Origin of the sequence: Brenneria roseae subsp. americana, from assembly GCF_003115815.1 — a bacterium.
In the GTDB taxonomy this organism is placed as follows: Bacteria; Pseudomonadota; Gammaproteobacteria; order Enterobacterales; family Enterobacteriaceae; genus Brenneria; species Brenneria roseae.
Genome location: NZ_QDKJ01000012.1, coordinates 127041 through 149433 on the forward strand (window position 1 = coordinate 127041; position 22393 = coordinate 149433).

General features: G+C 53.3%; 31 protein-coding genes and 1 pseudogene. 29 read left to right on the forward strand and 3 right to left on the reverse strand.

What is annotated here, in order from left to right; all coding sequences use genetic code 11:
* Window positions 1–239 precede the first annotated feature (239 nt).
* Complete coding sequence (locus tag B4923_RS15460) at window positions 240–707, reverse strand: hypothetical protein (protein WP_109055263.1); 468 nt, start codon at window positions 705–707, stop codon at window positions 240–242.
* 262 nt (window positions 708–969) lie between these two features.
* Between B4923_RS15460 and B4923_RS15465 the strand changes: the two genes are divergently transcribed.
* The 13 genes from B4923_RS15465 (at window position 970) to B4923_RS20805 (ending at window position 10266) form a co-directional block, all read left to right on the forward strand.
* Window positions 970–1242, forward strand: coding sequence for a Cox family DNA-binding protein (locus B4923_RS15465; protein WP_109055264.1), 273 nt, complete (start codon window positions 970–972; stop codon window positions 1240–1242).
* Between the two features lie 429 nt (window positions 1243–1671).
* Window positions 1672–1872 (forward strand): phage filamentation protein Fil family protein, encoded by a 201-nt coding sequence (locus tag B4923_RS15480; RefSeq protein WP_109055267.1) that lies wholly within the window; start codon window positions 1672–1674, stop codon window positions 1870–1872.
* A 5-nt stretch (window positions 1873–1877) separates the two neighbouring features.
* A complete protein-coding gene (locus tag B4923_RS15485; protein ID WP_109055268.1) occupies window positions 1878–2219 on the forward strand; it encodes a DUF5347 domain-containing protein in 342 nt (113 codons plus the stop codon).
* 65 nt (window positions 2220–2284) lie between these two features.
* Window positions 2285–2515 (forward strand): DUF2732 family protein, encoded by a 231-nt coding sequence (locus tag B4923_RS15490; protein ID WP_109055269.1) that lies wholly within the window; start codon window positions 2285–2287, stop codon window positions 2513–2515.
* Complete coding sequence (locus tag B4923_RS15495; RefSeq protein ID WP_109055270.1) at window positions 2515–2739, forward strand: TraR/DksA family transcriptional regulator; 225 nt, start codon at window positions 2515–2517, stop codon at window positions 2737–2739. The genes B4923_RS15490 and B4923_RS15495 overlap by 1 nt, the downstream gene beginning before the upstream one ends.
* Window positions 2740–2875: 136 nt before the next feature.
* Complete coding sequence (locus B4923_RS15500; protein WP_109055271.1) at window positions 2876–3706, forward strand: DNA adenine methylase; 831 nt, start codon at window positions 2876–2878, stop codon at window positions 3704–3706.
* On the forward strand, window positions 3703–4731 hold the full coding sequence (locus B4923_RS15505) for a DNA cytosine methyltransferase (protein WP_109055272.1): 1029 nt from the start codon (window positions 3703–3705) through the stop codon (window positions 4729–4731). Before B4923_RS15500 ends, B4923_RS15505 begins: the two co-directional genes overlap by 4 nt.
* On the forward strand, window positions 4728–5732 hold the full coding sequence (locus B4923_RS15510) for a phosphoadenosine phosphosulfate reductase domain-containing protein (protein ID WP_109055273.1): 1005 nt from the start codon (window positions 4728–4730) through the stop codon (window positions 5730–5732). The genes B4923_RS15505 and B4923_RS15510 overlap by 4 nt, the downstream gene beginning before the upstream one ends.
* Window positions 5732–8278, forward strand: coding sequence for a replication endonuclease (locus B4923_RS15515; RefSeq protein ID WP_109055274.1), 2547 nt, complete (start codon window positions 5732–5734; stop codon window positions 8276–8278). The genes B4923_RS15510 and B4923_RS15515 overlap by 1 nt, the downstream gene beginning before the upstream one ends.
* Window positions 8279–8371: 93 nt before the next feature.
* Window positions 8372–9064 carry a DNA adenine methylase gene (locus tag B4923_RS15520; protein ID WP_109055275.1) on the forward strand — a complete coding sequence of 231 codons (693 nt, stop codon included), beginning with the start codon at window positions 8372–8374 and terminating at the stop codon, window positions 9062–9064.
* Window positions 9065–9150: 86 nt separating this feature from the next.
* On the forward strand, window positions 9151–9330 hold the full coding sequence (locus B4923_RS15525; RefSeq protein ID WP_109055276.1) for a type II toxin-antitoxin system HicA family toxin: 180 nt from the start codon (window positions 9151–9153) through the stop codon (window positions 9328–9330).
* A gap of 27 nt (window positions 9331–9357) precedes the next feature.
* Entirely contained in the window at window positions 9358–9768 is a 411-nt protein-coding gene (locus B4923_RS15530; protein WP_109055277.1) for a type II toxin-antitoxin system HicB family antitoxin, read from the forward strand.
* A gap of 285 nt (window positions 9769–10053) precedes the next feature.
* Window positions 10054–10266 (forward strand): hypothetical protein, encoded by a 213-nt coding sequence (locus B4923_RS20805; RefSeq protein WP_146187265.1) that lies wholly within the window; start codon window positions 10054–10056, stop codon window positions 10264–10266.
* Between the two features lie 50 nt (window positions 10267–10316).
* Here the strand turns inward: B4923_RS20805 and B4923_RS15535 are convergent, their stop codons facing one another.
* Window positions 10317–11369 (reverse strand): phage portal protein, encoded by a 1053-nt coding sequence (locus tag B4923_RS15535; protein ID WP_109055278.1) that lies wholly within the window; start codon window positions 11367–11369, stop codon window positions 10317–10319.
* Window positions 11370–11371: 2 nt separating this feature from the next.
* On the reverse strand, window positions 11372–13093 hold the full coding sequence (locus B4923_RS15540; RefSeq protein WP_109055279.1) for a terminase large subunit domain-containing protein: 1722 nt from the start codon (window positions 13091–13093) through the stop codon (window positions 11372–11374).
* A gap of 157 nt (window positions 13094–13250) precedes the next feature.
* Between B4923_RS15540 and B4923_RS15545 the strand changes: the two genes are divergently transcribed.
* From B4923_RS15545 to B4923_RS15615, 16 genes and pseudogenes are all read left to right on the forward strand, one after another.
* Window positions 13251–14084 carry a GPO family capsid scaffolding protein gene (locus B4923_RS15545; protein WP_109055280.1) on the forward strand — a complete coding sequence of 278 codons (834 nt, stop codon included), beginning with the start codon at window positions 13251–13253 and terminating at the stop codon, window positions 14082–14084.
* Window positions 14085–14109: 25 nt separating this feature from the next.
* Window positions 14110–15156 (forward strand): phage major capsid protein, P2 family, encoded by a 1047-nt coding sequence (locus B4923_RS15550; RefSeq protein WP_109055281.1) that lies wholly within the window; start codon window positions 14110–14112, stop codon window positions 15154–15156.
* Window positions 15157–15201: 45 nt separating this feature from the next.
* On the forward strand, window positions 15202–16107 hold the full coding sequence (gene gpM, locus B4923_RS15555) for a phage terminase small subunit (protein ID WP_109055282.1): 906 nt from the start codon (window positions 15202–15204) through the stop codon (window positions 16105–16107).
* A 102-nt stretch (window positions 16108–16209) separates the two neighbouring features.
* Window positions 16210–16707, forward strand: coding sequence for a head completion/stabilization protein (locus tag B4923_RS15560; RefSeq protein WP_109055283.1), 498 nt, complete (start codon window positions 16210–16212; stop codon window positions 16705–16707).
* Window positions 16707–16907: a tail protein X gene (locus tag B4923_RS15565; protein ID WP_109055284.1), complete on the forward strand. Its 201-nt coding sequence runs from the start codon at window positions 16707–16709 to the stop codon at window positions 16905–16907. The genes B4923_RS15560 and B4923_RS15565 overlap by 1 nt, the downstream gene beginning before the upstream one ends.
* A gap of 2 nt (window positions 16908–16909) precedes the next feature.
* The gene (locus tag B4923_RS15570) at window positions 16910–17221 is read left to right on the forward strand and encodes a phage holin family protein (protein WP_109055285.1); all 312 of its coding nucleotides are present in this window, start codon (window positions 16910–16912) and stop codon (window positions 17219–17221) included.
* A complete protein-coding gene (locus tag B4923_RS15575; RefSeq protein ID WP_109055286.1) occupies window positions 17214–17708 on the forward strand; it encodes a glycoside hydrolase family 24 protein in 495 nt (164 codons plus the stop codon). Before B4923_RS15570 ends, B4923_RS15575 begins: the two co-directional genes overlap by 8 nt.
* Window positions 17705–18061 (forward strand): annotated as a pseudogene (gene lysB / locus B4923_RS15580) (Rz-like lysis system protein LysB); the annotation flags it as partial. The gene B4923_RS15575 and the pseudogene lysB, both read left to right, overlap by 4 nt.
* The gene (gene lysC / locus B4923_RS21120) at window positions 17982–18275 is read left to right on the forward strand and encodes an Rz1-like lysis system protein LysC (RefSeq protein WP_245929608.1); all 294 of its coding nucleotides are present in this window, start codon (window positions 17982–17984) and stop codon (window positions 18273–18275) included. The pseudogene lysB and the gene lysC, both read left to right, overlap by 80 nt.
* 3 nt (window positions 18276–18278) lie before the next feature.
* Entirely contained in the window at window positions 18279–18740 is a 462-nt protein-coding gene (locus B4923_RS15585) for a phage tail protein (RefSeq protein ID WP_109055288.1), read from the forward strand.
* A complete protein-coding gene (locus B4923_RS15590) occupies window positions 18737–19372 on the forward strand; it encodes a phage virion morphogenesis protein (protein WP_109055289.1) in 636 nt (211 codons plus the stop codon). Before B4923_RS15585 ends, B4923_RS15590 begins: the two co-directional genes overlap by 4 nt.
* Window positions 19369–19950 (forward strand): phage baseplate assembly protein V, encoded by a 582-nt coding sequence (locus tag B4923_RS15595; protein ID WP_109055290.1) that lies wholly within the window; start codon window positions 19369–19371, stop codon window positions 19948–19950. The genes B4923_RS15590 and B4923_RS15595 overlap by 4 nt, the downstream gene beginning before the upstream one ends.
* Window positions 19947–20315 carry a GPW/gp25 family protein gene (locus B4923_RS15600; protein WP_211313966.1) on the forward strand — a complete coding sequence of 123 codons (369 nt, stop codon included), beginning with the start codon at window positions 19947–19949 and terminating at the stop codon, window positions 20313–20315. Before B4923_RS15595 ends, B4923_RS15600 begins: the two co-directional genes overlap by 4 nt.
* Window positions 20302–21198, forward strand: coding sequence for a baseplate assembly protein (locus B4923_RS15605; RefSeq protein WP_109055291.1), 897 nt, complete (start codon window positions 20302–20304; stop codon window positions 21196–21198). Before B4923_RS15600 ends, B4923_RS15605 begins: the two co-directional genes overlap by 14 nt.
* Window positions 21191–21799: a phage tail protein I gene (locus tag B4923_RS15610; protein ID WP_109055292.1), complete on the forward strand. Its 609-nt coding sequence runs from the start codon at window positions 21191–21193 to the stop codon at window positions 21797–21799. Before B4923_RS15605 ends, B4923_RS15610 begins: the two co-directional genes overlap by 8 nt.
* A partial coding sequence (locus B4923_RS15615; protein ID WP_211313967.1) for a phage tail protein occupies window positions 21796–22393 on the forward strand: 598 nt, incomplete at its 3' end. The genes B4923_RS15610 and B4923_RS15615, both read left to right, overlap by 4 nt.

A 22393-nucleotide genomic window follows, 5' to 3' on the forward strand; every position in this document is an offset into this window, starting at 1 on the left:
GGGACTCCCTTTGGTGACTATATTTACCGCGAAAGGTAACCAATAGGAAACCTTTTGGGGTGCGAAAAACCAACCGCACAAGCAAGCAACAGAAAGCAAGCCTAAGCGATTGGTGATCGAGTGAGAGTATCACGACACAGTGAAGGGGTGAACGGATGGAAAGGAAGAAAGTAGGCGAAGCCACCGTTATTAGCAGCCACGCCGTGTTTATTCAGGCCGTGATCAGATCGATAGATGGGTTAACGGGGAGTGCTGCCAGCCAAAAGCGAAACAGCCTTTTCAATAAAAGAAAGGGGCTCCCTGTACTTGAGTCTGAGGGAAATAGACGCCCCATTTCTTGCTGGGTTACAGAGGCTATTAAGGGCGACACTGTCGAATTCCTCAAGCATTTTCAGCTTTTCGCGAATTTCATCGATCGTAATACCGGGAAGATTATCAATAAGGGAGGCATATCTTTTTGCCTGTTGCTTGGCCGCTTCCGCTTTTTTCCCGTATTGCCAGGCGATACGGAAACCACTAAGGACGGCAATGATACCGCCAAACAACCAACTGAAATGACTGGTCGCAAATATTGCGGCACCAAGCGTAAGGATTATCGCATTAGTAAACATGTCGATACGCCGATTAAGCGTTTCGGTCATACGTTCCAGCCAGTAGCTGTACCAGATGCGGAAATGAATTTCATGTTCAGTTGGTTGTTTATTCATGGCGCTTATTCCTCGTCGTCTTGTTCCTCTGGCGGCGCAGGCTTATGAAGAACGTGAAAATCATCACTGTCTTTATCAGGCGCTACCAGATATCGAATGTTGGTTTTGTTTGGTTCCATATCAGTTCCTTGTGTGGGTAGTTGTTTTGCCCGTGGTTCCGCTCAGAACAAGGCGGGCATAGCAAAAATACCACAAACCCACGCGCCGGGCGTGGCTAAAAATCCCGGCACACATTCCAATAATTGAAAGAAGGGGTTCAGTAATGAGCGATGGTGTTTATGAGGTTCGTCACCCGGTTGACGCGGTGCCGTATCAGAAGTTTGCAGAAATGATCGGGAAGTCGGAAGCGGCAGTAAAGGGCATGGTTGATAACGGCAAGCTACCGCTAATTCCGTGGGTTAACCCTGAAAATCCTAACCCGCGCCGGGGAGAAAATTGGGTTTATATCCCTGAGTTCAATCGCGCTATGCGTGATGCCTTTATGAATCGCCCGAAAGAACAGCGTGATGCATGGTTATTGTGGCTGGGGCTGTAATCTGGGGGTGAAATAATGCATCAACACCAAAAGGGGATAGTCAGGCTCAGTAACCATTGCGATATATACCGGAGCTTTTCGATTATTCGCATTCCCAGAACAGTGACGAATCCTATTACCCGTTACCGCGTCCGGCAAGGCGATCAGTCTTACGGCTTATTCGACGCGAAAGGGATAGCAATTCACTACATTGATCGGCTTTATAAAATGAAGAGTAATGCAGATGAGTGATTATTGGGCGTGGGTTATCTCGTCAGGCACCGCCGAAATGGTGATGTGTTTATTTTTAACCAGATTTTCGAGAGATAAAAAATTATCTTTTTTTCAAGATTTGAAAAATACGGTTGTGATCCTTTTAAAGATTAAGGTGGTTATTTGTTCTTTCGCCGCCGTATCTATCATCACATACTTGTTTTTGAGGGGGTTAATATGATTAGCATTGTGCGTTTATTAATATCTCAATCGCCATCACCACGGCAAGAAAATAAAGGCTGGCTGGAGTTACCTAACGGACAGCGTTTTCAACCAACACCGCAGCAGGCATATTTTGCACCGTGGAGTAAAAAACCTTACGTGCCAACCCCGAAGCGCCGCCGCTGGTTTGCACGGTTGCTGGGTATTACGGCGTAACTATCATGGCTAACACCGAATCCGCTCGCGCTGTTCCGTTGAGTGTTGGCGCCAGAACAGACGGGTTGAATCACATAGCGATGCTAAGGAGAAAGCATTTTTTAACTGACTGCGAAAAAGACATTTGCCGATTTATTGATGATATGAGAGACAAGATTGATCCTGCGTGTCATGAAAATAAGCGTGTGCTGTCAGCTATTTTTTATTTAGCTGATATAGACAAAGAACGCCATGACGTAAATTTTAATGAACTGACAACTGACGAGAAAAAAAGGCTGATTAAAGCAATGAATAAACTTAAGGCAGTTGTGAGTTTATTCCCCAGGCATTTAACACTACCACTGTAATAAAAACCCATTTTTTTAGGCGTAAACCCGCCGGGATTTCTATTACCTGAAAAAAGGAAATAGCAATGAAAAATGCAGAAGTTAAACAGATGAGCGTGGAGGATAACGGCGCGCTCGTCGAGTTACTAAGAAAGGCCAGGCTGTCGGAAAAAAAAGACCAGCACTTAGCCTTTTCGGTTCGTCTTGACGCGCTAACTGTTTACATCCTCAGCAAAAGCCTTTCGGTGAATGAAATTGCCGATCTGCTGCAAAAAGAGGCTGCGCGTTTTGAGGCGTCGGCGCAGGAGCTTATCTGATGGCGGATTACATGGACGCGGCGCAAGAGCAGCAAGATCTGATCCGCGATGCGCATATCGCCAACGCCCGCCGCAAGCCTGCGGCGTCATCCTCCTTCACTTGTGAGAACTGCGACGCACCGATACCGGAAGCGCGCCGCGTTGCTGTTCCGGGCGTGTCGCTTTGTGTGCATTGCCAGGCCATCAACGAACTGAAAAGCAAACACTATCGGGGTGAAAAATGAATAACGTCATGATGGGTTCCACACCCGCTATCGTGCTCGTCGGTGCGATACATAACGCGCTACATGATGCTATCAACCAAGCGGCTTTGGTTTCTGCGATCATGTCTCGGTTAGCCCCGAATCAAGGCGGTGAATTATGATCCGCCCGTTCATCAAATGGGCGGGGGGTAAAACCCGCGTTCTGCCTGATTTGCTGCCACTCCTGCCGAAAGGCGATCGCCTGTTTGAGCCGTTTGTCGGCGGCGCATCGGTATTCCTGAATACAGACTATCCCCGTTATGTACTGGGTGATATCAACGCCGATCTTATTAATACGTATCAAATGGCTAAGAATGCCACAAAACCCTTTATCCGCATCGCGAAAGAGCTATTCGAAAACGGCAATAGCCTGATCGAATTTTGCCGTAATCGCGACACGTTCAACGCCATATCAGACGATGAACATATGTTAAAGGCCGCTTTATTCCTATACCTAAACCGCCATTGCTATAACGGCCTTTGCCGATACAACCGCGCCGGTTTGTTTAATGTCCCGTTTGGGAACTATGAAAAGCCTTACTTCCCGGAAGCTGAAATAAAGCTATTCGCAGAGAAGGCCAACGACACCACAACCTGTTTTATCAGGGCCGATTTTCGGAAAGTGCTGAAAGCAAGGGCGATAAACGAAAATAGCGTTATCTATTGCGATCCGCCGTATCTGCCGGCCAGCGATACGGCTAATTTTACGCAATATCATCACGCCGCATTTACACGCGAGGATCACCGCGAATTAGCGGCGGCGCTGCTGAGCGTAAGCCGTTCGCGCGGCGTTCCCGTTGTTATTTCAAACAGCGATACCCCCGCCACGCGTGAAATTTACCATCACTATCAATTTCATGAAGTCAGTGTGCGCCGTTCGCTGAGCGCCGCCTCTGCATCGCGGAAAAAGGCCGGGGAGTTGATTGGCGTGCTAGGGGCGGAACAGTGACCGCTTACTACAACGAGATCGATCCCTTTGCAGCCCAATGGCTGCGCAATCTTATTGCCGCTGGCCATATCGCGCCGGGGGATGTTGACGAGCGATCAATCGAGGATGTGACACCTGATGACCTTAAAAACTACACGCAATGCCATTTCTTTGCCGGGATCGGGGTCTGGTCATACGCCTTGCGCCGCGCGGGATGGCCGGATGATAAGCCAGTCTGGACAGGTTCATGTCCATGCCAACCTTTCAGCGCGGCAGGCAAAGGCGCTGGGTTTGCTGACGAACGGCACCTGTGGCCATCTTTTGCCTGGCTCATCGAGCAGTCTCGACCTTCAATCATCTTTGGAGAGCAGGTTGCAAGCAAGGCTATCGACGCTTGGATCGACCTTGTTCAAGCTGACGTGGAAGGAATGGGTTACGCCTTTGCAAGTACGCCGTTCCCGTCTGCGGGCGTCGGTGCACCGCACGTCAGAGACCGTAATTTCTGGGTGGCCGACAACCAGCGCGCAGGATTCAGCGCATCATCCCCAAAATGCGCTACAGCGAATCCTCTCGGGGGAAAAAAAACAAATAATGTTAGCTCACACGGCGGGATTGGCTCATTGGGCGACGCCGCGATCATGCCATTCGGGGCATACAACAGGGAGCGACAGCAGAGCGGAGAACAACCGGGGGAGACTGGAGGACATGGTGTTTTTGGCAGGTTGGCCCACTCCATTATCGGACAGCAACGACAGATCGGGGAAGCCAGACCGTGCACTGAACATGAAAGATCTGCACGGGAAAAAGAACCAGCAGCGCTTACAGGATTTTGCAGCGATCTGCGGGCCCTGCCGGTTAACGGCTTCTGGCGTGATGCAGATTGGATCTACTGCCGAGATAAAAAATGGCGCCCAATTGAACCCGGCACATTCCCGTTGGCTAATGGGGTTGCCGCCCGCGTGGGACGCTTGCGCGCCTACGGAAACGCGATCAACGCGGAAGCGGCGAAAGAATTTATAGCCGCGTACATGGAGGCAGCAGCATGATTGATTCCCGCTGCTATGTAGGTAACTCCATCAATGTTATTTCCGTTTCGGGAGGTAAGGACAGTCTCGCTCAGTGGCTATTGGCTGTAGAGAACGGCGTTAGCCATATTCCCGCATTTGCTGATACTGGTCACGAACACCCACAGACTATGGAATATTTGGATTATCTGGAATCCAAGCTGGGGAAAATCAGGCGCGTCCATGCTGATTTTTCCCGGCAAATTGCAGGTAAAAGAAAATTTATTGCCGAAAAATGGCCTGTCACCCTTGTTTCAGAATGTGGTTTTACTGACGAACAGGCCGCAAACATTATTGCCATTGCGTTAGATACGTTGCATCCCACTGGTATTCCGTTTCTTGATTTGTGCATGTGGAAGGGGAGATTTCCATCAACGAAACGGCGTTTTTGCTCAACAGAGCTAAAGCATGAGCCTATTCGCCTGCAAGTTGTTGAACCGATCATTGATGCAGGGTTTGAGGTTGTCTCATGGCAAGGGGTGCGCGCTGAAGAATCCGCCCCGCGTGCGTTGCTGTCTGAGTGGGAGTCTGGCTTTGATATTGGCCCTCGCCTAAGCATATATCGCCCTATTCTTCATTGGAAGCATGCCGATGTTTTCGCATTGGCAAAACGCCACGGTATCAAGCCAAATCCGCTTTACGAGCAAGGATGTAGCCGTGTTGGATGCATGCCATGCATTCACGCCAGAAAATCCGAATTGGCCGAAATATTCCGCCGCTGGCCGGAAGAGATTGAGCGTGTTGCAAGATGGGAACGCCTCGTTGCTGCTTGCTCTCGCCGCCAGAACTCAACGTTTTTCCCATCAACAAACGATCCTAAAAAAGCAGAACGGCGCATTGAGTGTATCAGTGTCGAGTCTCACGGTATCCAAACGTACCGTGATTGGGCGTTAACAACTAGGGGGGGGCAACAATTCGATTTATTGGGAGACGCTGTCGATCCGATGGTTTGCAACAGTGTGTATGCCGGGGTGTGTGAATAATGCCCCAGCAATGGGCCTATCCCTGGAATGCCCCGCGCCCGGCGATCTCCCTCTTATCTGAGATCGCCAGTTCTTCATCTGCCCTGCCAACTACGGAAGTTGAGCAGCATCCCGCCGTTGAATGTCACCTCAAACGGATGATCTCTCGCGCCATTTCCGCGCCAAATTTAGACGTTAATCAATCCGTTGCGCGGCTGGAGCGCTCAGAGCCTAACGGCACCTTGCTGTATATCCGGCATGAGTTTGCAGAAAAGGCGCGCGCGGAATACATGGAGGAGCAAAGTAACTGGATGAAAACGCCTGAAGGCGTAGAAGCTAGATTGCTTGAACAGCCGTTTTTTATCCGCGATACCTACCGTCAAAAAATAGAATGGCTGCGGGCCAACCGCGAGCCGCGACACGTCAGTGCCTTTTTCATGGGAACCGTGAAAAAAGCACTGCTGCGTCTTGAAGCCGTGCGCGCCAAGCAAAGCGTGCGCGATGGTTTTTCGTCAGAGTTGGCAATGTACTGGCGTAATCGCTGGCCGCATCTGGCCGAATTCACCAAGCAGGAGGCGATCAACGCAGGGCATACCATCGCCGCCAGCATCGCGGAAATGTTTGAAACCGAGTGCGGCAATATGTCGCCGGAAAAGATGGCGAACATCGAGATCCAGATGCTTTTTGAGCATCTTGGCCGGGAAATGCTGGCGCTGCGGGTTACGCCGCCGAGCTGGGGCGTAATTATCGGCGATGCCGAATCCAGAAACCGCATTTACTCCGCCATTCTGCGCATCACCAGCCCGGAATGGTGGGGGCGTAAGTTGTGGCGCCTGCGCTGCGAATGGCGCGAAAACCAGTTCCGCGCCATCGGCGTGATTCACAAAAAGCGCATGCCTTACGTCAGTATTGATGCGCTGAATCAGTGGCAGGAGCAGCGCCGCAAAAACCGCATTTTCTTCCAGTCCCATGAATTGATTGATGAAGACGGTAACGTCGCATCGCTGGAAAATATGGTGTATGCAAGCATCAGCAACCCGGCGATCCGGCGGCATGAATTAATGACCCGCATGGCCGGCGTCGAAATGGTCGCTATGTCGCGCGGCGACGCCGGCGTTTTTCTGACGATCACCTGCCCGTCTCGTTTTCACGCGAATATTCAGAGCGGCCATCAAAACCCCAAATGGGATCATACCACGACGCGTCAGGGGCAGCGCTATTTGTGCCGGACGTGGGCGCGCGCAATGTCGGCGCTGAACCGCCGCGGCCTGCGCCCGTATGGCTTCCGCGTTGCCGAGCCGCATCACGACGCTACCCCGCACTGGCACGTATTGCTGTTTATGCCGCCGGACGACAGAAAAGAGATTACCGATATTCTGCGCGAGTATTTCATCGCGGAAGATCGCGCGGAGTTGGGACGCAATACCGGCGCGCGTTTTAAGGCGAAAAAACTCGATCCGAAAAAAGGCAGCGCCACCGCTTACGTGGCGAAGTACATCAGTAAAAACATCGACGGTTACGCGCTGGATGGCGAACTGGATAATGAAACCGGAAAGCCTCTGCGCGAAACGGCAAAGTTTGCGATGGCCTGGGCGTCTCAGCATAACATCAGGCAGTTTCAGCCGTTCGGCCTGCCGCCGGTCACGGTTTGGCGCGAGCTGCGCCGCCTGGCGAATCAACTTACGGCGGTACAAAAAGAAGCCGGTACATTTAAACGTGGTGCCGCACAGCTTGCCGATCCGGCAATGGATGCCGTGCTTGCATCCGCCGATGCGGGATGTTTTGCCACTTACATTGAAAAACAGGGTGGCGTACTGATCCCGCGCGAGCGCTATACGGTGCGCATCGCTTATGAGGAAGCCGACGAGCAAAACACCTACGGCGAAACTCCGGAAAAAATCTACGGGGTATTTTCTCCGCGCCTAGGCGCGCTCTCCCGCATCTGTACCCGGTTAATCAAGTGGAAAATCAGGAAAAAACAGGCCGTTGACGCTGGCGCCGATGCCGACGCCGGGAGGGTTTTGGCCGTTACGTCGCCCCCCGGCGACGCTTGGAGTTCTGTCAATAACTCTACGGGCGGCGAAAAAATAGTCATTCCGGAAGACATAGCCGGTAATGACTGTGCCAGCTGTGGGCCGCTCGGTGGAGAAATTGACAGCATATCAGAACAAGAAAGCATCAACTTTGAGCACATGGCGGATGCGGAACGGCGCGCCTTACTAAATAGACTCCGAGCACAGCCACCGGATCGGCGTCATAACAAACACTCGTCCATAACTCAGCCCATTAAAGCGAATGAAAAACAGACGGTTATCAAACTGTCGGACGACTGGTGCGCCAGAGTTACCGATTTCGCCCGGTCGCTGGGTTGGGATATCAGCCACGGGGAAGTTCAACGCCTGGCAATGGGCTATGCGATCACCTTTGCTGGTCGGCCATACATTGCACGCGCTGATGGGTGCCTATACTGCGCGCCAGTGAAAGACCGGGAATCAGTAAATCAGGATAAAGCGGCAGCGTTATTGCAGCGCGTCGCCGTGCTGCGGGAGTTGGCCGCACAGTTATAAATGGCTGTATTGGCCAGCGGCATCGATCACAGACAGAAATGACACTACTACAGCACAGATAAAAACAGCTATGTGGTACCGAAAGGGGGAAATATGGGGTATTTGGGGAGTAAGGCGGCATCGGGCGCATATCAGAAAATCATTGCTAATATGCCGCCGCACGACACCTACATAGAAACGCACTTGGGCGGTGGCACGGTGATGCTGCGCAAGCCGCCGGCGCTGCGTTCTATCTGCTGGGATATAGACATGATCACAGTAGAAAAATTCTGTCAGTTCAACCCGGATTTTCTGGATAGCCAGGAAGAACGGCTAATGATTGAAGTGGGCGACGCGGTGAAGTTGCTGCGCGCGGTTCCATTTGAAAAATATGGCCGCACGTTGATTTATGCCGATCCGCCCTACCTGCCCGAAACCCGCACCAGCCGGAACCGCTACCGGCATGAATACAGCGCCGACGATCACCGCGCGCTGATCGCCATACTGCGCAGCGTGCCGGCCAGCGTGATGATTTCCGGTTACCCCTCCGCACTTTATGATGAACTGCTGCACGATTGGCGTTCGATCACCTTCCAGGTGATGACGCGCGGCGGGCCGCGCACAGAACAATTATGGATGAACTATCCTGACGGGGCGGCGTACAGTGCGGCTTTCGCGGGAAGAGACTATATCGATCGACAGCGTATTAAGCGCAAGGCGGAGCGGTGGAAGACGAAGTATGCCGCGTTACCACCGGCGGAACGGCTGGCGATCATGACGGCATTGAGCAAGATAGACGCGAAATAAAAAATAACTCCAATAACCCTAAAAAGATTGCCGTTTGGGGTTATTGGGGTTATTATTGTTTTATCGAAGGGCAGCGGGGCAAAGGGATGGATAGCAGGACGTTAATAGCAGAAATCAAGGCCGACGGGTGGGAACTGGTAAGGGTTAACGGAAGTCATCACCATTTCACACACCCCAGCAAACCGGGATTAGTGACAATCCCACACCCTAAGAAGGATTTACCGATAGGCACGGTAAAAAGCATCAGGAAACAAGCGGGGATTTAATCCCCTCTTACTCGAAGAGGCTGAATTATGTTTTATCCAGTGGCAATTGAAGCGGGCGATGATACTCACGCATACGGCGTAACGGTGCCGGATCTGCCAGGCTGTTTTTCTGCGGGTGATACGCTTGATGAGGCGATAGCAAACGTCAAAGAAGCAATCACCGGTCATATTGAGCTGTTGATCGAAATGGGCCAGGATATCCCCAACGTGTCATCCGTCGGTGAGTTGGCGAAAGAAGTAGAATACGCCGGTTACACCTGGGCGGTGGTTGATATTGACGTGACCCGATTAATGGGGGGCGCAGAAAAAATTAACGTCACGCTACCGAAATCACTGATTGATCGTATTGATCGCTGCGTGGCGAGCAACCCGGAATTTAAGAGCCGATCCGGGTTCCTTGCACAAGCGGCTTTGGAGCGCATTTCGTCCGTTCGGTAAGCGAAAAATATTCCTTCACAAAACCCGCCTGGCGGGTTTTTCTTTTTGGAAAAAATCACCGCAAGATTCTGCACAAATTTGCACAAGTTTTTCACATCGGCAAACCCTGTCCCCCGCCAGTCCCGGCGCGACTTCCCCTGCCCTGAGATATTGCATAAAAACACGCATGTTTAGCGCGCGGGCGAGGCGGGGGAGCAAGCGCGCGCTTTGGGGGTCAGGTAGGGGGGGCTGGTGCCGCCTGAATCGCCCGCTGTGAAGCGCGCACCGCATCGGTGCAAAAGTCGAATGGGAACGGGAGAACATGCCAGTGTGTCGCCTGCGGCGTCTGGCGCGGTATTGATAGGTTGCGATACGGGCGGCGAAAAAATAGTCATTCCGGAAGACATAGCCGGTAATGACTGTGCCAGCTGTGGGCCGCTCAATGGATTAGTTGCGGCTATGCTCGATGCCTGGCGTATGGGGAGTTATTGGGGCGTTGGCCGGAATAGCCAGCAATGACTATGTTACCTGGATCGCCATGCCGCAGGCCAGCAGCATGGCGGCGGTGATTATTTGCCAGTATCTAATAGCGCGTAGGGGTTGAAGCGGATCACTTCCTCGCCGATCCAGTCGTTTACATACTTCATAGCTTCCATCACTGGGGTTAGTTCGTTGATAGCGAATACCTTTGCGGCCTTTTCAATATCCCCAAACGATCCATTACCTTCTGGTATAGCGCCCATCAATTGCGGCGGCACACGGTGCGCGGCCAGGATATCGTCACGCGTGGCAGACTTAACGCCGATGAATTCATCCTTTGCCGATATCTGACTGAATGGCAAAATCTGCACTGAGTCCTTACCGCCATTCGGTGCATGCAGCAGTATGTTTTTGAATGCCCCGCCTCGCCGCGTGTCCGTCAGCGTCTTTTTAAGTTTGTCCAAACTCTCCTGATCGGCAATGGCGCTGTTAACGTAAACGATGCATCCCGCATGACTGCCGTTGTCGTAGTACAGTTTGCGAAACATATCAGCGGAGTGTGACAGATTAGCGGATAGCAGCCCGGCCAGGTATTCCGGCATGCCGTAGATTTCCTGATGAATGTCGGGGTTGATAAGGTGGCAAACGTCACCAGTCTTAAATGAGTAATCATCAAGCCCGGATTGGATAAACCAATAGGTATCTAAATCAGATCCGCGCCGTGTATATTTCGCCAGAACGTGACGCAGCGCCAGAGCACCGCCGAGCACGTTTTTACGTAATTCCAGGTAGGCATTACCGAAAACGAACCAGTCTAATGCGAACGCTGAGAATACTTGGCGCGATAGCAGCTTGTTGGGGACGAAACAACCGGCCAGCACATTACGCTTGAACATCAGTGCAGACTGGTGCCAGCTTGCATGCCCGGACTGGCGAGCCAGGCCGTACCAGCTGATCGGCGTCTCGTAGTACCGGCCATTGTCGGCGCAATACATCGAGTCCAACAGATCATAGGCAGATGTAACCGGCCAAGGCCCGTCGAAAGTGAACGTACTCAGGCCTGGGAGTTTTTGTAGTTCTGTCGCCAGATCCGTCTGCGCCGTGGCGCTATGCCGCCCGCGCGGTGATTTTCGTCTGCTCAATTTTAATACTCCGTAACCGTCATTCCGCCGCCGCCTTCTTGTCCCAGCGGTTCGTTAATAATTGATAGCATGGTCGCCCAGGCCAGATCGCCGTGACTGACGCCGCGCGAGCGGTCAGTGTCATAGGTGATAACCCCGCCAGGCGTAACAACCTTGCGAACTGAGTTAAAAGCGGTGATCAGATCGTACTCTCCCCGGTCATATTCCCAGCGTCCGCCGCGAATAAGCTGTAACATTTTCAATACCAACATGCGCTTGCTGGATGCTGAGAACTGATAACACACTGCCGCCGGAAATCTTTTCCTAACTAACTGATAAACCGCCTCGCCAATACCTTGGCCGTCAATGCCGATGTGCTGGACGTTGTAGCGGGATAGCATGTTGATAATCAGCGCGGCCTGCGCTTCAAACTCCATACCTCGGACGCGTAGCGTTTCAATAGTGCGGAATTTGCCGCCGGGGATGAGCGGCGCCGCGTTGACGGAGATCGCCCCGCTGTCGCCTTTACCGCTTGCGCCGTTGGGGTCGTAACCAATCCATACCGGACGATCGGCCATTGGTCGCATGGCGTAGGGTTTCCAGTCCGGCCAGTCGTCATAACCATCTGCGCCGCAGGTCAGTAGCATGTTGTAATCGAAAGCAGCTTCACCGGTGCGGATAAACTGACAGCCGTATAGGTTGTCGTACTCTTCCGGGCTGTTCTCCTGCTGGATTTCCTCAATATCCGTTAAATCCCAGCCGTGATCGATGGCGTCCTGTAGCGTGACGATCTGCCGCCAAACGTTATCCGGGCACATCAAACCGCTGTTAAGCGTTTTCCATGACGTATCAAATTCAATGCGCTTGCCATTCCTGCGCCCTTTGTTAAAGGCTTCTCCCGTCCAGAACGGATAAGCCTCATGGCTTTCCGCTGAAGGGGTAGAAAAATAGGTGCGAGTAAGCCCTTTCAGGGTTGCCATTGCCCCCGCCACTTTTTTTAAGTCGGCGAACCGGCCTACCCAAAAAAATTCATCAAAATACAGGTTGCCGGTGTAAGACTGCGCCGTCGCTGCCGAGGTACCGAGAAAATGAAGCTCTGCGCCGTTGAACAGTTGGATCATGTCGCCGCCTTTCAGTTCAACATCCACCTCTTCCGCTGCGGAGCGGATAAAACTGCGAAACTGATACGCCTGACGCCGGCTGGCTGATAAAAATATTTGATTGCGTTGATGCTTGTACTTCACATCATCGACCAACGCCCGCAATAGTGCCTCGCGGGCAAAGTACCAGGTCGCCCCAATCTGGCGGGACTTAAGGATCGCGCGGTTCCGGTAATGATGGTTTTCATACCAGCCGCGTTGATGCCAGTGAAGCGAGTCGAGGATATTCGCCCGCAATGCGGCGATCTGCGTCTCTGAAAAGGAATTTTGCTTCTTTCGTACTTTCTTTTTTGGCTGCGTCGCTGCTGTGCCGTTATCCAGTTTCTTTAACTGGCGCGTCAACAGGTCAATTTCTTTAAAATCGCCACCGGTCTTTTTCTCTTTCGCGGTCAGTTGAACAAGTCGCGCATCAATAGACGTAGTAACACGCTGGATCGGGGGTGTTTCGTCCCATTCATCGCGTTTTTTCCAGGCGTAAACCGTATTTTGATTGATGCCCATCAGGCGCGAGATTTCCGCTGGCGGGTATCCCTGCCAGTAAAGTTGCCGTGCCCGCAGTCTGATAAATGCTTCCTGAACCGCCATCGCTCCCCCCTGTTCATGGCAGGGAGATTAACCCGCGCGCGCGGGTAGTTTCTTGCGGTGCCGGTTGTGACATTTCCCCTACAACAACAAGGCGTTGAGGGGGGGGCGTGCGGCATGGAATCATCACCAGGAGCTAAACATTGGTGAGCAGGCAAACATGGCAAGTAAGACGAATACACGTAAAAAATTCCGCGTGATGACGTCCGGCACGACAATTGACGGCCGAACTGTTACCCGCGATCAAATTCACGCGATGGCGGCGGCATATAACCCGGCGGTTTACGGCGCCCGCGTGAACATTGAGCATTATCTATCACCGTTCCCAGACAGCACCTTTTGTGCAATGGGTGATGTACTGGCGCTTTCTGCTGAGGATATTTCAGAGGGGCCGTTGACTGGCGAGGCGGCGTTGTTCGCTGAGATCGATCCTACTGACCGCATGAAGGCCATGACCGATGACGGGAAAAAGATTTATTCCAGCGTCGAAATTCACCCCAAGTTTTCGCTGACTAACGGCCCTTATCTGGTTGGTCTGGCAATGACGGATACCCCGGCAAGCCTGGGAACTGACAAGCTGAAATTTGCGGCTGAGAAGCGCGGGGAAATCATGCGATTCAGCGCGGCGGATGCAGAGCCTACGATGTTCACCGCAGCCATTGAAGCGGATTTGATCCAGGCAGATCAGGGGCGCTCTGACTCAGGAAAGGAATGGTTTTCCCGCGTTATGGGCATTCTGGGAAAAGGAAAGAAAACCGACGATGAGCGATTCAGCCAGGTGCATCAAGCGGTTGAAGTCGTGGCGCAATCCCAGACCGATTTAAGCGACCAGTTCAGCGCCGCAGAACAGGCGCGCGCCGGTGATAAGCAAGCTATTGAAAAGCTGTCCGCCGATCTGGCCGCACTGCAACAGAAGCTGGAAGGCACAGACGGAAATTTTAGCCAGCGTCCGGCAGCAAGCGGCGGCGGCAACGTCCAGTTGGCTGACTACTGATAATCAGAAACGAGAGAACCCAAACATGAGAAATACCACTCGCAAACTGTTTGACCAGTACGTGGCCCGACAGGCGGAACTAAACGGCGTAACGCCTGCGGCAGTTGCCGCACAATTCAGCGTTGATCCAGCGGCACAGCAGAAGCTGGAAGCGGCGGCACAGGAAAGCGACTCGTTCCTGAAACAAATCAATGTGTTTGGCGTTGATGAGCAGATTGGGGAAAAAATCCTGATCGGAAGCAAGGGGCCGCTTGCTGGGGTAAATAACAGCACAACCACGCGCCGCAACCCAGCTTCAAACGAAGATATGAACGCGGATAAATATACCTGCCGCAAAGTCAACTATGACTACGCAATGAAGTATGCGCAGCTGGATGCGTGGGCGCACAAGCCAAATTTCCAGCCACTGATCAGCGCGGCGATGGCGCGCCAGATGTCGCTTGACCGAATCATGATCGGTTTCAACGGCACCAGTTACGCCGATCCGTCAGATCGCGCTACCAATCCGCTATTGCAAGATTGCGGTATTGGATGGTTGCAAAAAATTCGCAATCAAGCGCCGCATCGAATCATCAGCAACGTTACCGTTACCTCTCGCGATCAGGACAATACCATTATTACGAAAGGTACTTACGGTAACGTGACTGCCGCAGTGTACGACGCAAAAAACAGCCTAATGGACGAATGGCACAAACGCAACCCGGACAATGTTGTGATCCTGGCTGGCGACCTGCTGACAACCAGTAATTTTCCGACGATCAACGCAATGAGCCAGACCAATCCGAACACTGAAATGTTAGCTGGTCAGTTGATTGTCGCCCAGGAACGTGTAGCCAATATGCCGACATTTATCGCGCCGTATTTCCCGGCAACCGGCATTCTGATTACGCCGTTTAAAAACCTGTCGTTGTACTTCCAGAACGGAAGTTTACGCCGCACCATCCGCGAGGAGCCTCACTATAACCGCGTGGCGACCTATCAGTCGTCTAACGACGATTTCGTCGTAGAAGATTTCGGCGCTGTGGCGTTTATCGACGGCATAACCTTTGCGCAGGCAGAAAACGGCGGTTAATGACACGTAGGCGGGCTATGCCCGCCGCTATTCGGGGACAGGATAATGCTGACACCGGCACAAAAACATTTTCAACGGGTCATGGCAGAGCGTCACGGCAACGCGGAAACGCAGACAGACACCGCCCGCACCGCACATGAACAAATTATGCACCGGCTGCGCATGGATCAGAGCGCGTTGCGCAAAGTGCAGTCTGATCAGGCGAAAGCCGCGATGAAGCAAAGGCTACTCCCCCATTACGAGGGCTGGATCGAGGGAACGATTGAAGGGGACAGCGGGCGACAGGATGAAGTGATTGTCACTCTGATGGTATGGGCGATCGATGCCGCTAATTATCCACTTGCGGTACGTATTGGCCGTTATGTGGTAACTCACGGTCTTGTCATGCCAGACCGCTTTAACCGCACGGCGCCGACTGTACTTGTTGAAGAAATCTGCGATCCGATCTTGGTTCAAGTGAAAGCCGACGATAGCGCCGATATTTCCACTAATCTGGCCGTGCTGGATGAGGTCGCCCAGATTGTTGACGGCAAAGACATGCCGGATCAGGTTCGCGCCAAGCTGTTTAAAACCCGCGCCTTTGCGCTGAGAAATGGAACCGAAACCCAGGCGACGGCACTGGAATACCTGCGCGAAGCGTTAAAGCTGGATGCGGGCGCGGGGGTGAAAAAAGAGATCGAGCGCCTGGCTCGTTTGGTTAAGAAAAACAGCCAATCCGCCGATGCGGAGGCCGGAAGCGATGCCGGGAATGCGGCTGATGGCGGCGAGGATACAACAGAGAGCGCGACGAATGACGCAAGCGCTGAAGCATCGTCAGATTCGGCTGTGGTGGCTACAGCGACAAGTAAGACCTCGGCCCGTAAAACGACGCGCAAAACGGCATCGACAGTCAGGAAAACAACGACCCGCAAGGCTGCGGCAAAGAAAGCCGCGCCCGAAAAAACCGAATAACCGACTTGCGCCCCGTGCGCTGGCGGCGCGGGCGGAGATCTGCAACGCGTAGCGTGTGCTTTTCTCCACTCGCTCACCGCCAACCTTTAAGGAGCTTTGGCTATGAGCCTTGTTGCCGGGCGAGCCGTCACCGCTGCCGCTGACGATGTGCCTGATACCGATGATAACGGCGAGAAAATCAGCGCTGGCGCGTTCTGGCCGGAGATCTCGCTAAGTGATGTTCGCATGGAAATGCGCATTAACGGCGCAGTGACGACAACCCGGCTAAAGCACGTTGTGATCGAGGCTGTTGCGCATGTCACCGACCAGTTAGCGAAGTGGCAGTCCGGCCAGACGAGCGCCGGTTATGCATCGCTCGCGCTCGTCCCTGCGGCGCAGATAAACAATGAAAGCGTGAAGGTGTACCGCTACCGCCGCGCGGTGTTCAGCGTCGCCCGCGCGCTGCTTATTGAGAACTACCGAGACGTTGATACGACCGGCGACGCAGGCGAGAAGCACGCCAGCGCGTTGACCTTGCAAGCAGCGGATCTGTGGCGCGATGCGCGCTGGGCGATTTCCGACATTATCGGCACCGTGCGCAATTTTGCGGAGGTGTTTTAGTGAAAGTGAAAGCATTGCAAGGCGATACCGTCGATCAGTTGTGCTATCGGCACTATGGACGCACAGAGGGAGTTACCGAGGCGGTTATTGCTGCCAATCCTGGCCTGAGCGGTCAATTGTTTCTGGCTGCTGGTCAGTCAGTTGAAATGCCGGATACCGTTGAGGCCGAGACGCCGCAGACGATCCAGCTTTGGGGTTAATTGTGAACGAAACAGAAAAAAGCATGGTTTCGCTGTTCATTATCGGCGTGATGATCGCCATAGGGAAAGTGCTGGCAGGGAGCGAGCCCGTCACGTTGCGGTTGTTTATCGGTCGCGTGTTGCTGGGTGGGTTTGTATCAATGATTGCAGGCGTGGCGCTGGTGCAGTTTCCCGATCTGCCACCGCTGGCGGTTAACGGTATCGGCGCAGCGTTGGGGATTGCCGGGTATCAAACCGTTGAGCTGCTGATCCAGCGCCGCGCCAATCAACTGAGCAAAAAAAACGATGAGACAAGCGGGGGCGAAAATGGCTAATCAACCTCAACCCAATGTTATCGCGTATCTAGATATGCTGGCCTTTTCGGAGGGAACAGCGAATCACCCGTTAACCCGTAACCGCGGCTATGACGTGATCGTAACCGGCATGGACGGCAAGCCGGAGATTTTTACCGACTACCGCGATCATCCTTTCGCCTCCGGACGTCCCGGCAAGGTGTTCAATAAGCAGGGGCAGCGCTCGACGGCATCCGGGCGTTATCAGCAGCTTTACCGTTACTGGCCGCATTACAAAAAATTGTTGGCGCTGCCGGATTTTAGCCCCGATTCACAGGACAAGCTGGCGATCAGGCTCATCACTGAGCGCGGCGCGCTGAATGACGTGATCGCCGGGCGGTTCGATGTTGCCGTGTCGAAATGCCGCAATATCTGGGCCTCGCTGCCGGGGGCCGGATATGGTCAGCGTGAGCATGGCCTTGATCGTCTGCTGGTCGCCTATCGGCAGGCGGGCGGGAAAGTCGCATGAAAACGGCGCTGATTTTCGGCGCGGCGATCCTGTTACTGCTGGCCGGCCTGGGCGTGCAGTCGTGGCGGCTTAGTCATGCTCAACAACTGAATGATCAGCAGAGCAAGACGTTAAAGCAGCAGCAGGATGCGCTGAGCGAAAAAAATAGCCAGCTTGAAGCATTGGCCGGCCAGCTAAAGCGCAGCGATGAAGCGCAGGCGCGGCTGCGTGAGTTGGCCGCAAAGAATCACGCGGAATTATCCGGCCGGCAGAAACTGATAGAGAGGTTAAAACGTGAGAATCAAGAGCTTAAGCGTTGGGCTGACACTCTTCTGCCTGCTGATATTGTCAGGCTGCGGCAACGCCCCGCTCTCTCCGGCGGTAACGCTTATCGTAAATGGCTGTCCGAAGCTGACGCCGTGCCGGTTCCCGGCGTCGAGCCCGCAGACCAACGGCGATCTGAATAACCAGCTTGATGAGACGGAAACGGCATTGGCCGACTGCGCCGATCAGGTCGATATCACCATCGAATGCCAGGAACGCACGGGCGCGCCAGACGCGGGAAAACCGGAGAATAATGGGGAATAAACCATGCTAAAGGCTGAATCATTGCGCGCGGCGCTGGCAGAAAAAAACCGTTGGTGTAAGGCCAATCCGGAACGGATAACCGTCTGGGTTGAAAAAGGCTCTATTGAGATCGCCGGTGACGATAGCTCATTTATGTACCGCTACCCGATTAGCGTATTTGCCATGGATTACCCCGGCAATATCGACGATATCACGTTGCCGATCCTCGACTGGCTGCGCGTTAATCAGCCCGATCTGCTGTTGAACCCAGACAAAAACAAACTGATTGAATTCGATGCGGATATTGCCAGCGATGACACAGCAGACGTGCTTTTCAAAATCCCGGTATGGGAGCGGGTGATTGTCACGCGCGACGAAAGCGGCGCCGTAACAGCAAAACACCTGGCCGAACCTCGCCCACGGCTGATCGGTAGTGAATGGGATGCGGTTTTTGAGGGTGAAATGGTTAAAGGGACGGACGCATGAGCGATAACGATCTGTTTCATCAGCTTGATGACGTGTTTAACAACATCATGTCGGGAATGTCCGCGCAGGGTCGCCGTGCATCGGCCAGGGCCATTGCGATCGGTCTGCGCCGCAGCCAGCAACAACGCATTGCCAGGCAGCAGAACCCGGACGGATCGCAGTATGAGAAACGCCGCCGCAAAGTATTGCGTTCGCAAGCCGGAATCAGCTTTGTCTGGAACGATGAAACCAGGCAGTTAAAAAACTGGCGCGCTACTCGCGGAAAGCGCGGGCGCATGCTTACGGGTTTCGATGATGGGCGCGGCGCCATCCGCTCGTTTTATCGCGCCGACATAGAACGCTATCTCAATATCAACTTTTCTCAAACGAAAAAAGATACGACAAAAACCGATCCTATGTTCCGCAGACTCAGAACAGCCAAATGGCTGCGCACTAAAGCGGATGCGTCAGGCGCTACGGTGGGATTTTCAGGCGTTGCTGCCCGTATTGCCCGCGTGCATCAGCTCGCACTGAAAGATAAAGTCGGCGGCAATGCGTCGGTGACGTACCCGCGCCGCGTGCTGCTTGGACTGAGCGAAGCAGACCGGCGGATCATTGCCGAGAAAATGATTGAATCAATGAGGCTGTCATGAACGCCGAACTATTCCGCTTGCTGGGTAACTTGCTGCGCGTCGGCACGGTAACAGAGATAGATGTTGATACGTGGCGCGTCCGCGTCAATTCCGGCGAACTGAATACGGATTGGTTGCGTTGGGAAACGACACGCGCCGGGGCATTCAATATCTGGATTCCGCCATCTGTGGGTGAACAGGTTTTGCTGGGCTGCATCGGTGGCAATCCAGAAACCGCTGTCATTCTTTGCAGTTTGTACAGCGATGAAAATCCGGCGGCGGGCAGTAGTATCAATGAAATGGTAATCAAAGCCCCGGACGGTGCGACGGTTCGATATGACGCCGACGCCAGCGCCTTGGAAGCCAGCGGAATGAAAACGGCGCGCATTGTCGCATCGGTTGGCGTAACGCTGGAAACCCCGGTAGTTGAATGCACTGATCATCTTGTGGCGAAAACACTCGAAATTACCGAAGGCGGAAGGATACGCGGCAATGTTGATCATTCGAACGGAGCGTTCAAGTCAAACGGCGTACAGATTGACGAACATGACCACGGCGGCGTGGAGCGTGGCGGTAGTTGGACGGAGGGCATCAAGTGACAACACGTTATGTCGGTATGAATCCGGATCGTCTGGGAACACTGACAGACAGCGATCACCTGTGGCAGTCCGTGCGCGACATATTGACCACGCCGATCGGCTCAAGGGTAATGCGTCGTGATTATGGTTCGATCGTGCCTGATTTGATTGACGCGCCTCAGAACGAAGTCACTCGCATGCAGTTGATGAGCGCTACGGTTATTGCGTTAACACGCTGGGAGCCTCGGATCGCTCTGAACACGGTGGATATTACCTATTCCGCATCTGGAGAAGTCGAAGCATCGCTGAACGGGCTGATCACTGAGACGATGGAATCAAGCGGCGGAACGGTAACGATACGAGGGGCTAACAGTGGCAACAGTTGATTTATCGCAGTTACCCCAGCCGCAGATCATTGAAGTGCTGGACTTTGAAGTGATTTTACGGGACGTGAAAGCGGTCATGATCGCTGCCTTCCCTGCTGACCAGCAAACATCTGTTGCTGCCGCGCTTGAACTGGAGTCAGAGCCATTGAACCAGATTGTGCAAGTGGTTGCTTATCGGGAAATGATGCTACGCCAGCGAATTAACGAAGGCGCTGCGGCTTGCATGCTCAGTCATTCGGTTTCTGGCGATCTGGATAACCTGGCAGTGAACCTGAGTACAGAACGCCTGGTTATCACAGAAGCTACGGAAACTGCCGCCGCAGTCATGGAAGGCGATGATGCGTTTCGCCTGCGTGCGCAATCTGCGTTTGAAGGGCTGAGCGTAGCCGGGCCAACTGGCGCATATGAGTATTTTGCAAAGAGTTCGAGCGGCAAAGTCAGGGATGCTAAAGCAACCAGCCCCTCGCCAGCGGCGGTAGTCGTGTCCGTGCTTTCGTTCGACGGGAACGGCTCGGCCTCTGATGAATTGCTGGCAACTGTTGAAGCAGCGCTATCTGCCGAAGATAAGAGACCGGTTGGTGATCGTTTGACCGTGCAAAGCGCGGAAATCGTCAGTTACCACATTAACGCCCGGATCTATCTCTACCCAGGCCCGGAATCGGAACCCATTTATAAAGCGGCGCAGGCAGCGTTGGAATCATGGATTGGTGGACACGGCAATATTGGGCGTGATGTTGCACGATCGGCAATTATGGCGGCGCTGCATGTCCAGGGTGTGCAACGTGTAGAGCTTCTCGAACCGGCGGCAGATATTGTGATCAGCGATATCCAAGCGGCTTATTGCGAAACATTCACTATTGAGGATGGGGGGACAGATGAATAACAGCCTGCTACCGCCTTCTGCCAGTGACTTTATGCGCAACGTGGTTAAGGCGTTTCAGATAATTAACGATCTGCCAGTTGATCTTAATACGCTATGGCACGCGGATCGGTGCCCTGTTGAACTACTCCCCTATCTGGCGTGGGCGCTATCTGTCGATCGTTGGGATAAACGTTGGTCAGAGCAAACAAAGCGCCAGGTGATCAGGTCTGCCTGGTTGGTACATCGCCAAAAGGGAACTATCGCTGCGCTACGGCGCGTTGTTGAACCGTTTGGCTATCTGATCCGTATTATCGAGTGGTGGCAGTCTGACGAGACTCCGGGTACGTTTCGTCTTGATATTGGCGTACAAAACAACGGCATTACAGATGAAATCTTTTTAGAGCTTGAGCGACTGATTGCCGATGCTAAGCCCGTGAGCCGTCACCTACTCGGGCTGAATATTAATCTTGATACGCACGGCGCGGCCTATGTCGCTGTCACTACATACAGCGGTGACGACCTGACTGTTTATCCGTATTTCCCTGAAACTCTGACCGTCACGACACTGGATGTTACCGGGGCGGCTATTCACTTAATTGACAACGTGAGCGTAACAGCATGAGTGCAACCTATTTCGCCCTATTAACTAATATCGGTGTAGCTAAACTGGCGAACGCCACCGTGCTGGGAAGCCGTTTATCCATAACAAAAATGGCAGTAGGGGATGGTGGCGGCACGCTGCCGACGCCCAACCCGGCACAAACAGAATTGATTAACGAAAAACGCCGGGGGGTGATTAATGCCCTGATTGTTGATCCAGATAATACCAGTCAAATCATCGCCGAACAGGTCATTCCAGAAAACGAAGGGGGGTTTTGGATACGAGAGATCGGCCTGTTTGACGACGACGATAATCTGATTGCTATTGCCAACTGCCCGGAAACCTACAAGCCACTGTTACAGGAGGGGAGTGGCCGCATTCAGACTGTGCGCATGATTTTGATTGTCAGCAACGCCGCTGCCGTGACGCTGAAAATCGATCCGGCAGTGGTACTGGCGACGCGGGGTTATGTTGATGAAGCAGTGATAGAGGTTAAGGCGTATGCCGATAATTTGATGGGGCTCCACGTTGCCGCCGCAGACCCACATACGCAATATGCACCGAAAGCCAGCCCTGCGCTGACCGGCACGCCGACAGCACCGACAGCAGCACAGA

Coding starts and splice junctions, on each gene's coding strand:
- B4923_RS15460 (WP_109055263.1), bottom strand. CDS start 707: ATGAATAAACAACCAACTGAACATGAAATTCATTTCCGCATCTGGTAC.
- B4923_RS15465 (WP_109055264.1), top strand. CDS start 970: ATGAGCGATGGTGTTTATGAGGTTCGTCACCCGGTTGACGCGGTGCCG.
- B4923_RS15480 (WP_109055267.1), top strand. CDS start 1,672: ATGATTAGCATTGTGCGTTTATTAATATCTCAATCGCCATCACCACGG.
- B4923_RS15485 (WP_109055268.1), top strand. CDS start 1,878: ATGGCTAACACCGAATCCGCTCGCGCTGTTCCGTTGAGTGTTGGCGCC.
- B4923_RS15490 (WP_109055269.1), top strand. CDS start 2,285: ATGAAAAATGCAGAAGTTAAACAGATGAGCGTGGAGGATAACGGCGCG.
- B4923_RS15495 (WP_109055270.1), top strand. CDS start 2,515: ATGGCGGATTACATGGACGCGGCGCAAGAGCAGCAAGATCTGATCCGC.
- B4923_RS15500 (WP_109055271.1), top strand. CDS start 2,876: ATGATCCGCCCGTTCATCAAATGGGCGGGGGGTAAAACCCGCGTTCTG.
- B4923_RS15510 (WP_109055273.1), top strand. CDS start 4,728: ATGATTGATTCCCGCTGCTATGTAGGTAACTCCATCAATGTTATTTCC.
- B4923_RS15515 (WP_109055274.1), top strand. CDS start 5,732: ATGCCCCAGCAATGGGCCTATCCCTGGAATGCCCCGCGCCCGGCGATC.
- B4923_RS15520 (WP_109055275.1), top strand. CDS start 8,372: ATGGGGTATTTGGGGAGTAAGGCGGCATCGGGCGCATATCAGAAAATC.
- B4923_RS15525 (WP_109055276.1), top strand. CDS start 9,151: ATGGATAGCAGGACGTTAATAGCAGAAATCAAGGCCGACGGGTGGGAA.
- B4923_RS15530 (WP_109055277.1), top strand. CDS start 9,358: ATGTTTTATCCAGTGGCAATTGAAGCGGGCGATGATACTCACGCATAC.
- B4923_RS20805 (WP_146187265.1), top strand. CDS start 10,054: ATGGGAACGGGAGAACATGCCAGTGTGTCGCCTGCGGCGTCTGGCGCG.
- B4923_RS15540 (WP_109055279.1), bottom strand. CDS start 13,093: ATGGCGGTTCAGGAAGCATTTATCAGACTGCGGGCACGGCAACTTTAC.
- B4923_RS15545 (WP_109055280.1), top strand. CDS start 13,251: ATGGCAAGTAAGACGAATACACGTAAAAAATTCCGCGTGATGACGTCC.
- B4923_RS15550 (WP_109055281.1), top strand. CDS start 14,110: ATGAGAAATACCACTCGCAAACTGTTTGACCAGTACGTGGCCCGACAG.
- gpM (WP_109055282.1), top strand. CDS start 15,202: ATGCTGACACCGGCACAAAAACATTTTCAACGGGTCATGGCAGAGCGT.
- B4923_RS15560 (WP_109055283.1), top strand. CDS start 16,210: ATGAGCCTTGTTGCCGGGCGAGCCGTCACCGCTGCCGCTGACGATGTG.
- B4923_RS15575 (WP_109055286.1), top strand. CDS start 17,214: ATGGCTAATCAACCTCAACCCAATGTTATCGCGTATCTAGATATGCTG.
- B4923_RS15585 (WP_109055288.1), top strand. CDS start 18,279: ATGCTAAAGGCTGAATCATTGCGCGCGGCGCTGGCAGAAAAAAACCGT.
- B4923_RS15590 (WP_109055289.1), top strand. CDS start 18,737: ATGAGCGATAACGATCTGTTTCATCAGCTTGATGACGTGTTTAACAAC.
- B4923_RS15595 (WP_109055290.1), top strand. CDS start 19,369: ATGAACGCCGAACTATTCCGCTTGCTGGGTAACTTGCTGCGCGTCGGC.
- B4923_RS15610 (WP_109055292.1), top strand. CDS start 21,191: ATGAATAACAGCCTGCTACCGCCTTCTGCCAGTGACTTTATGCGCAAC.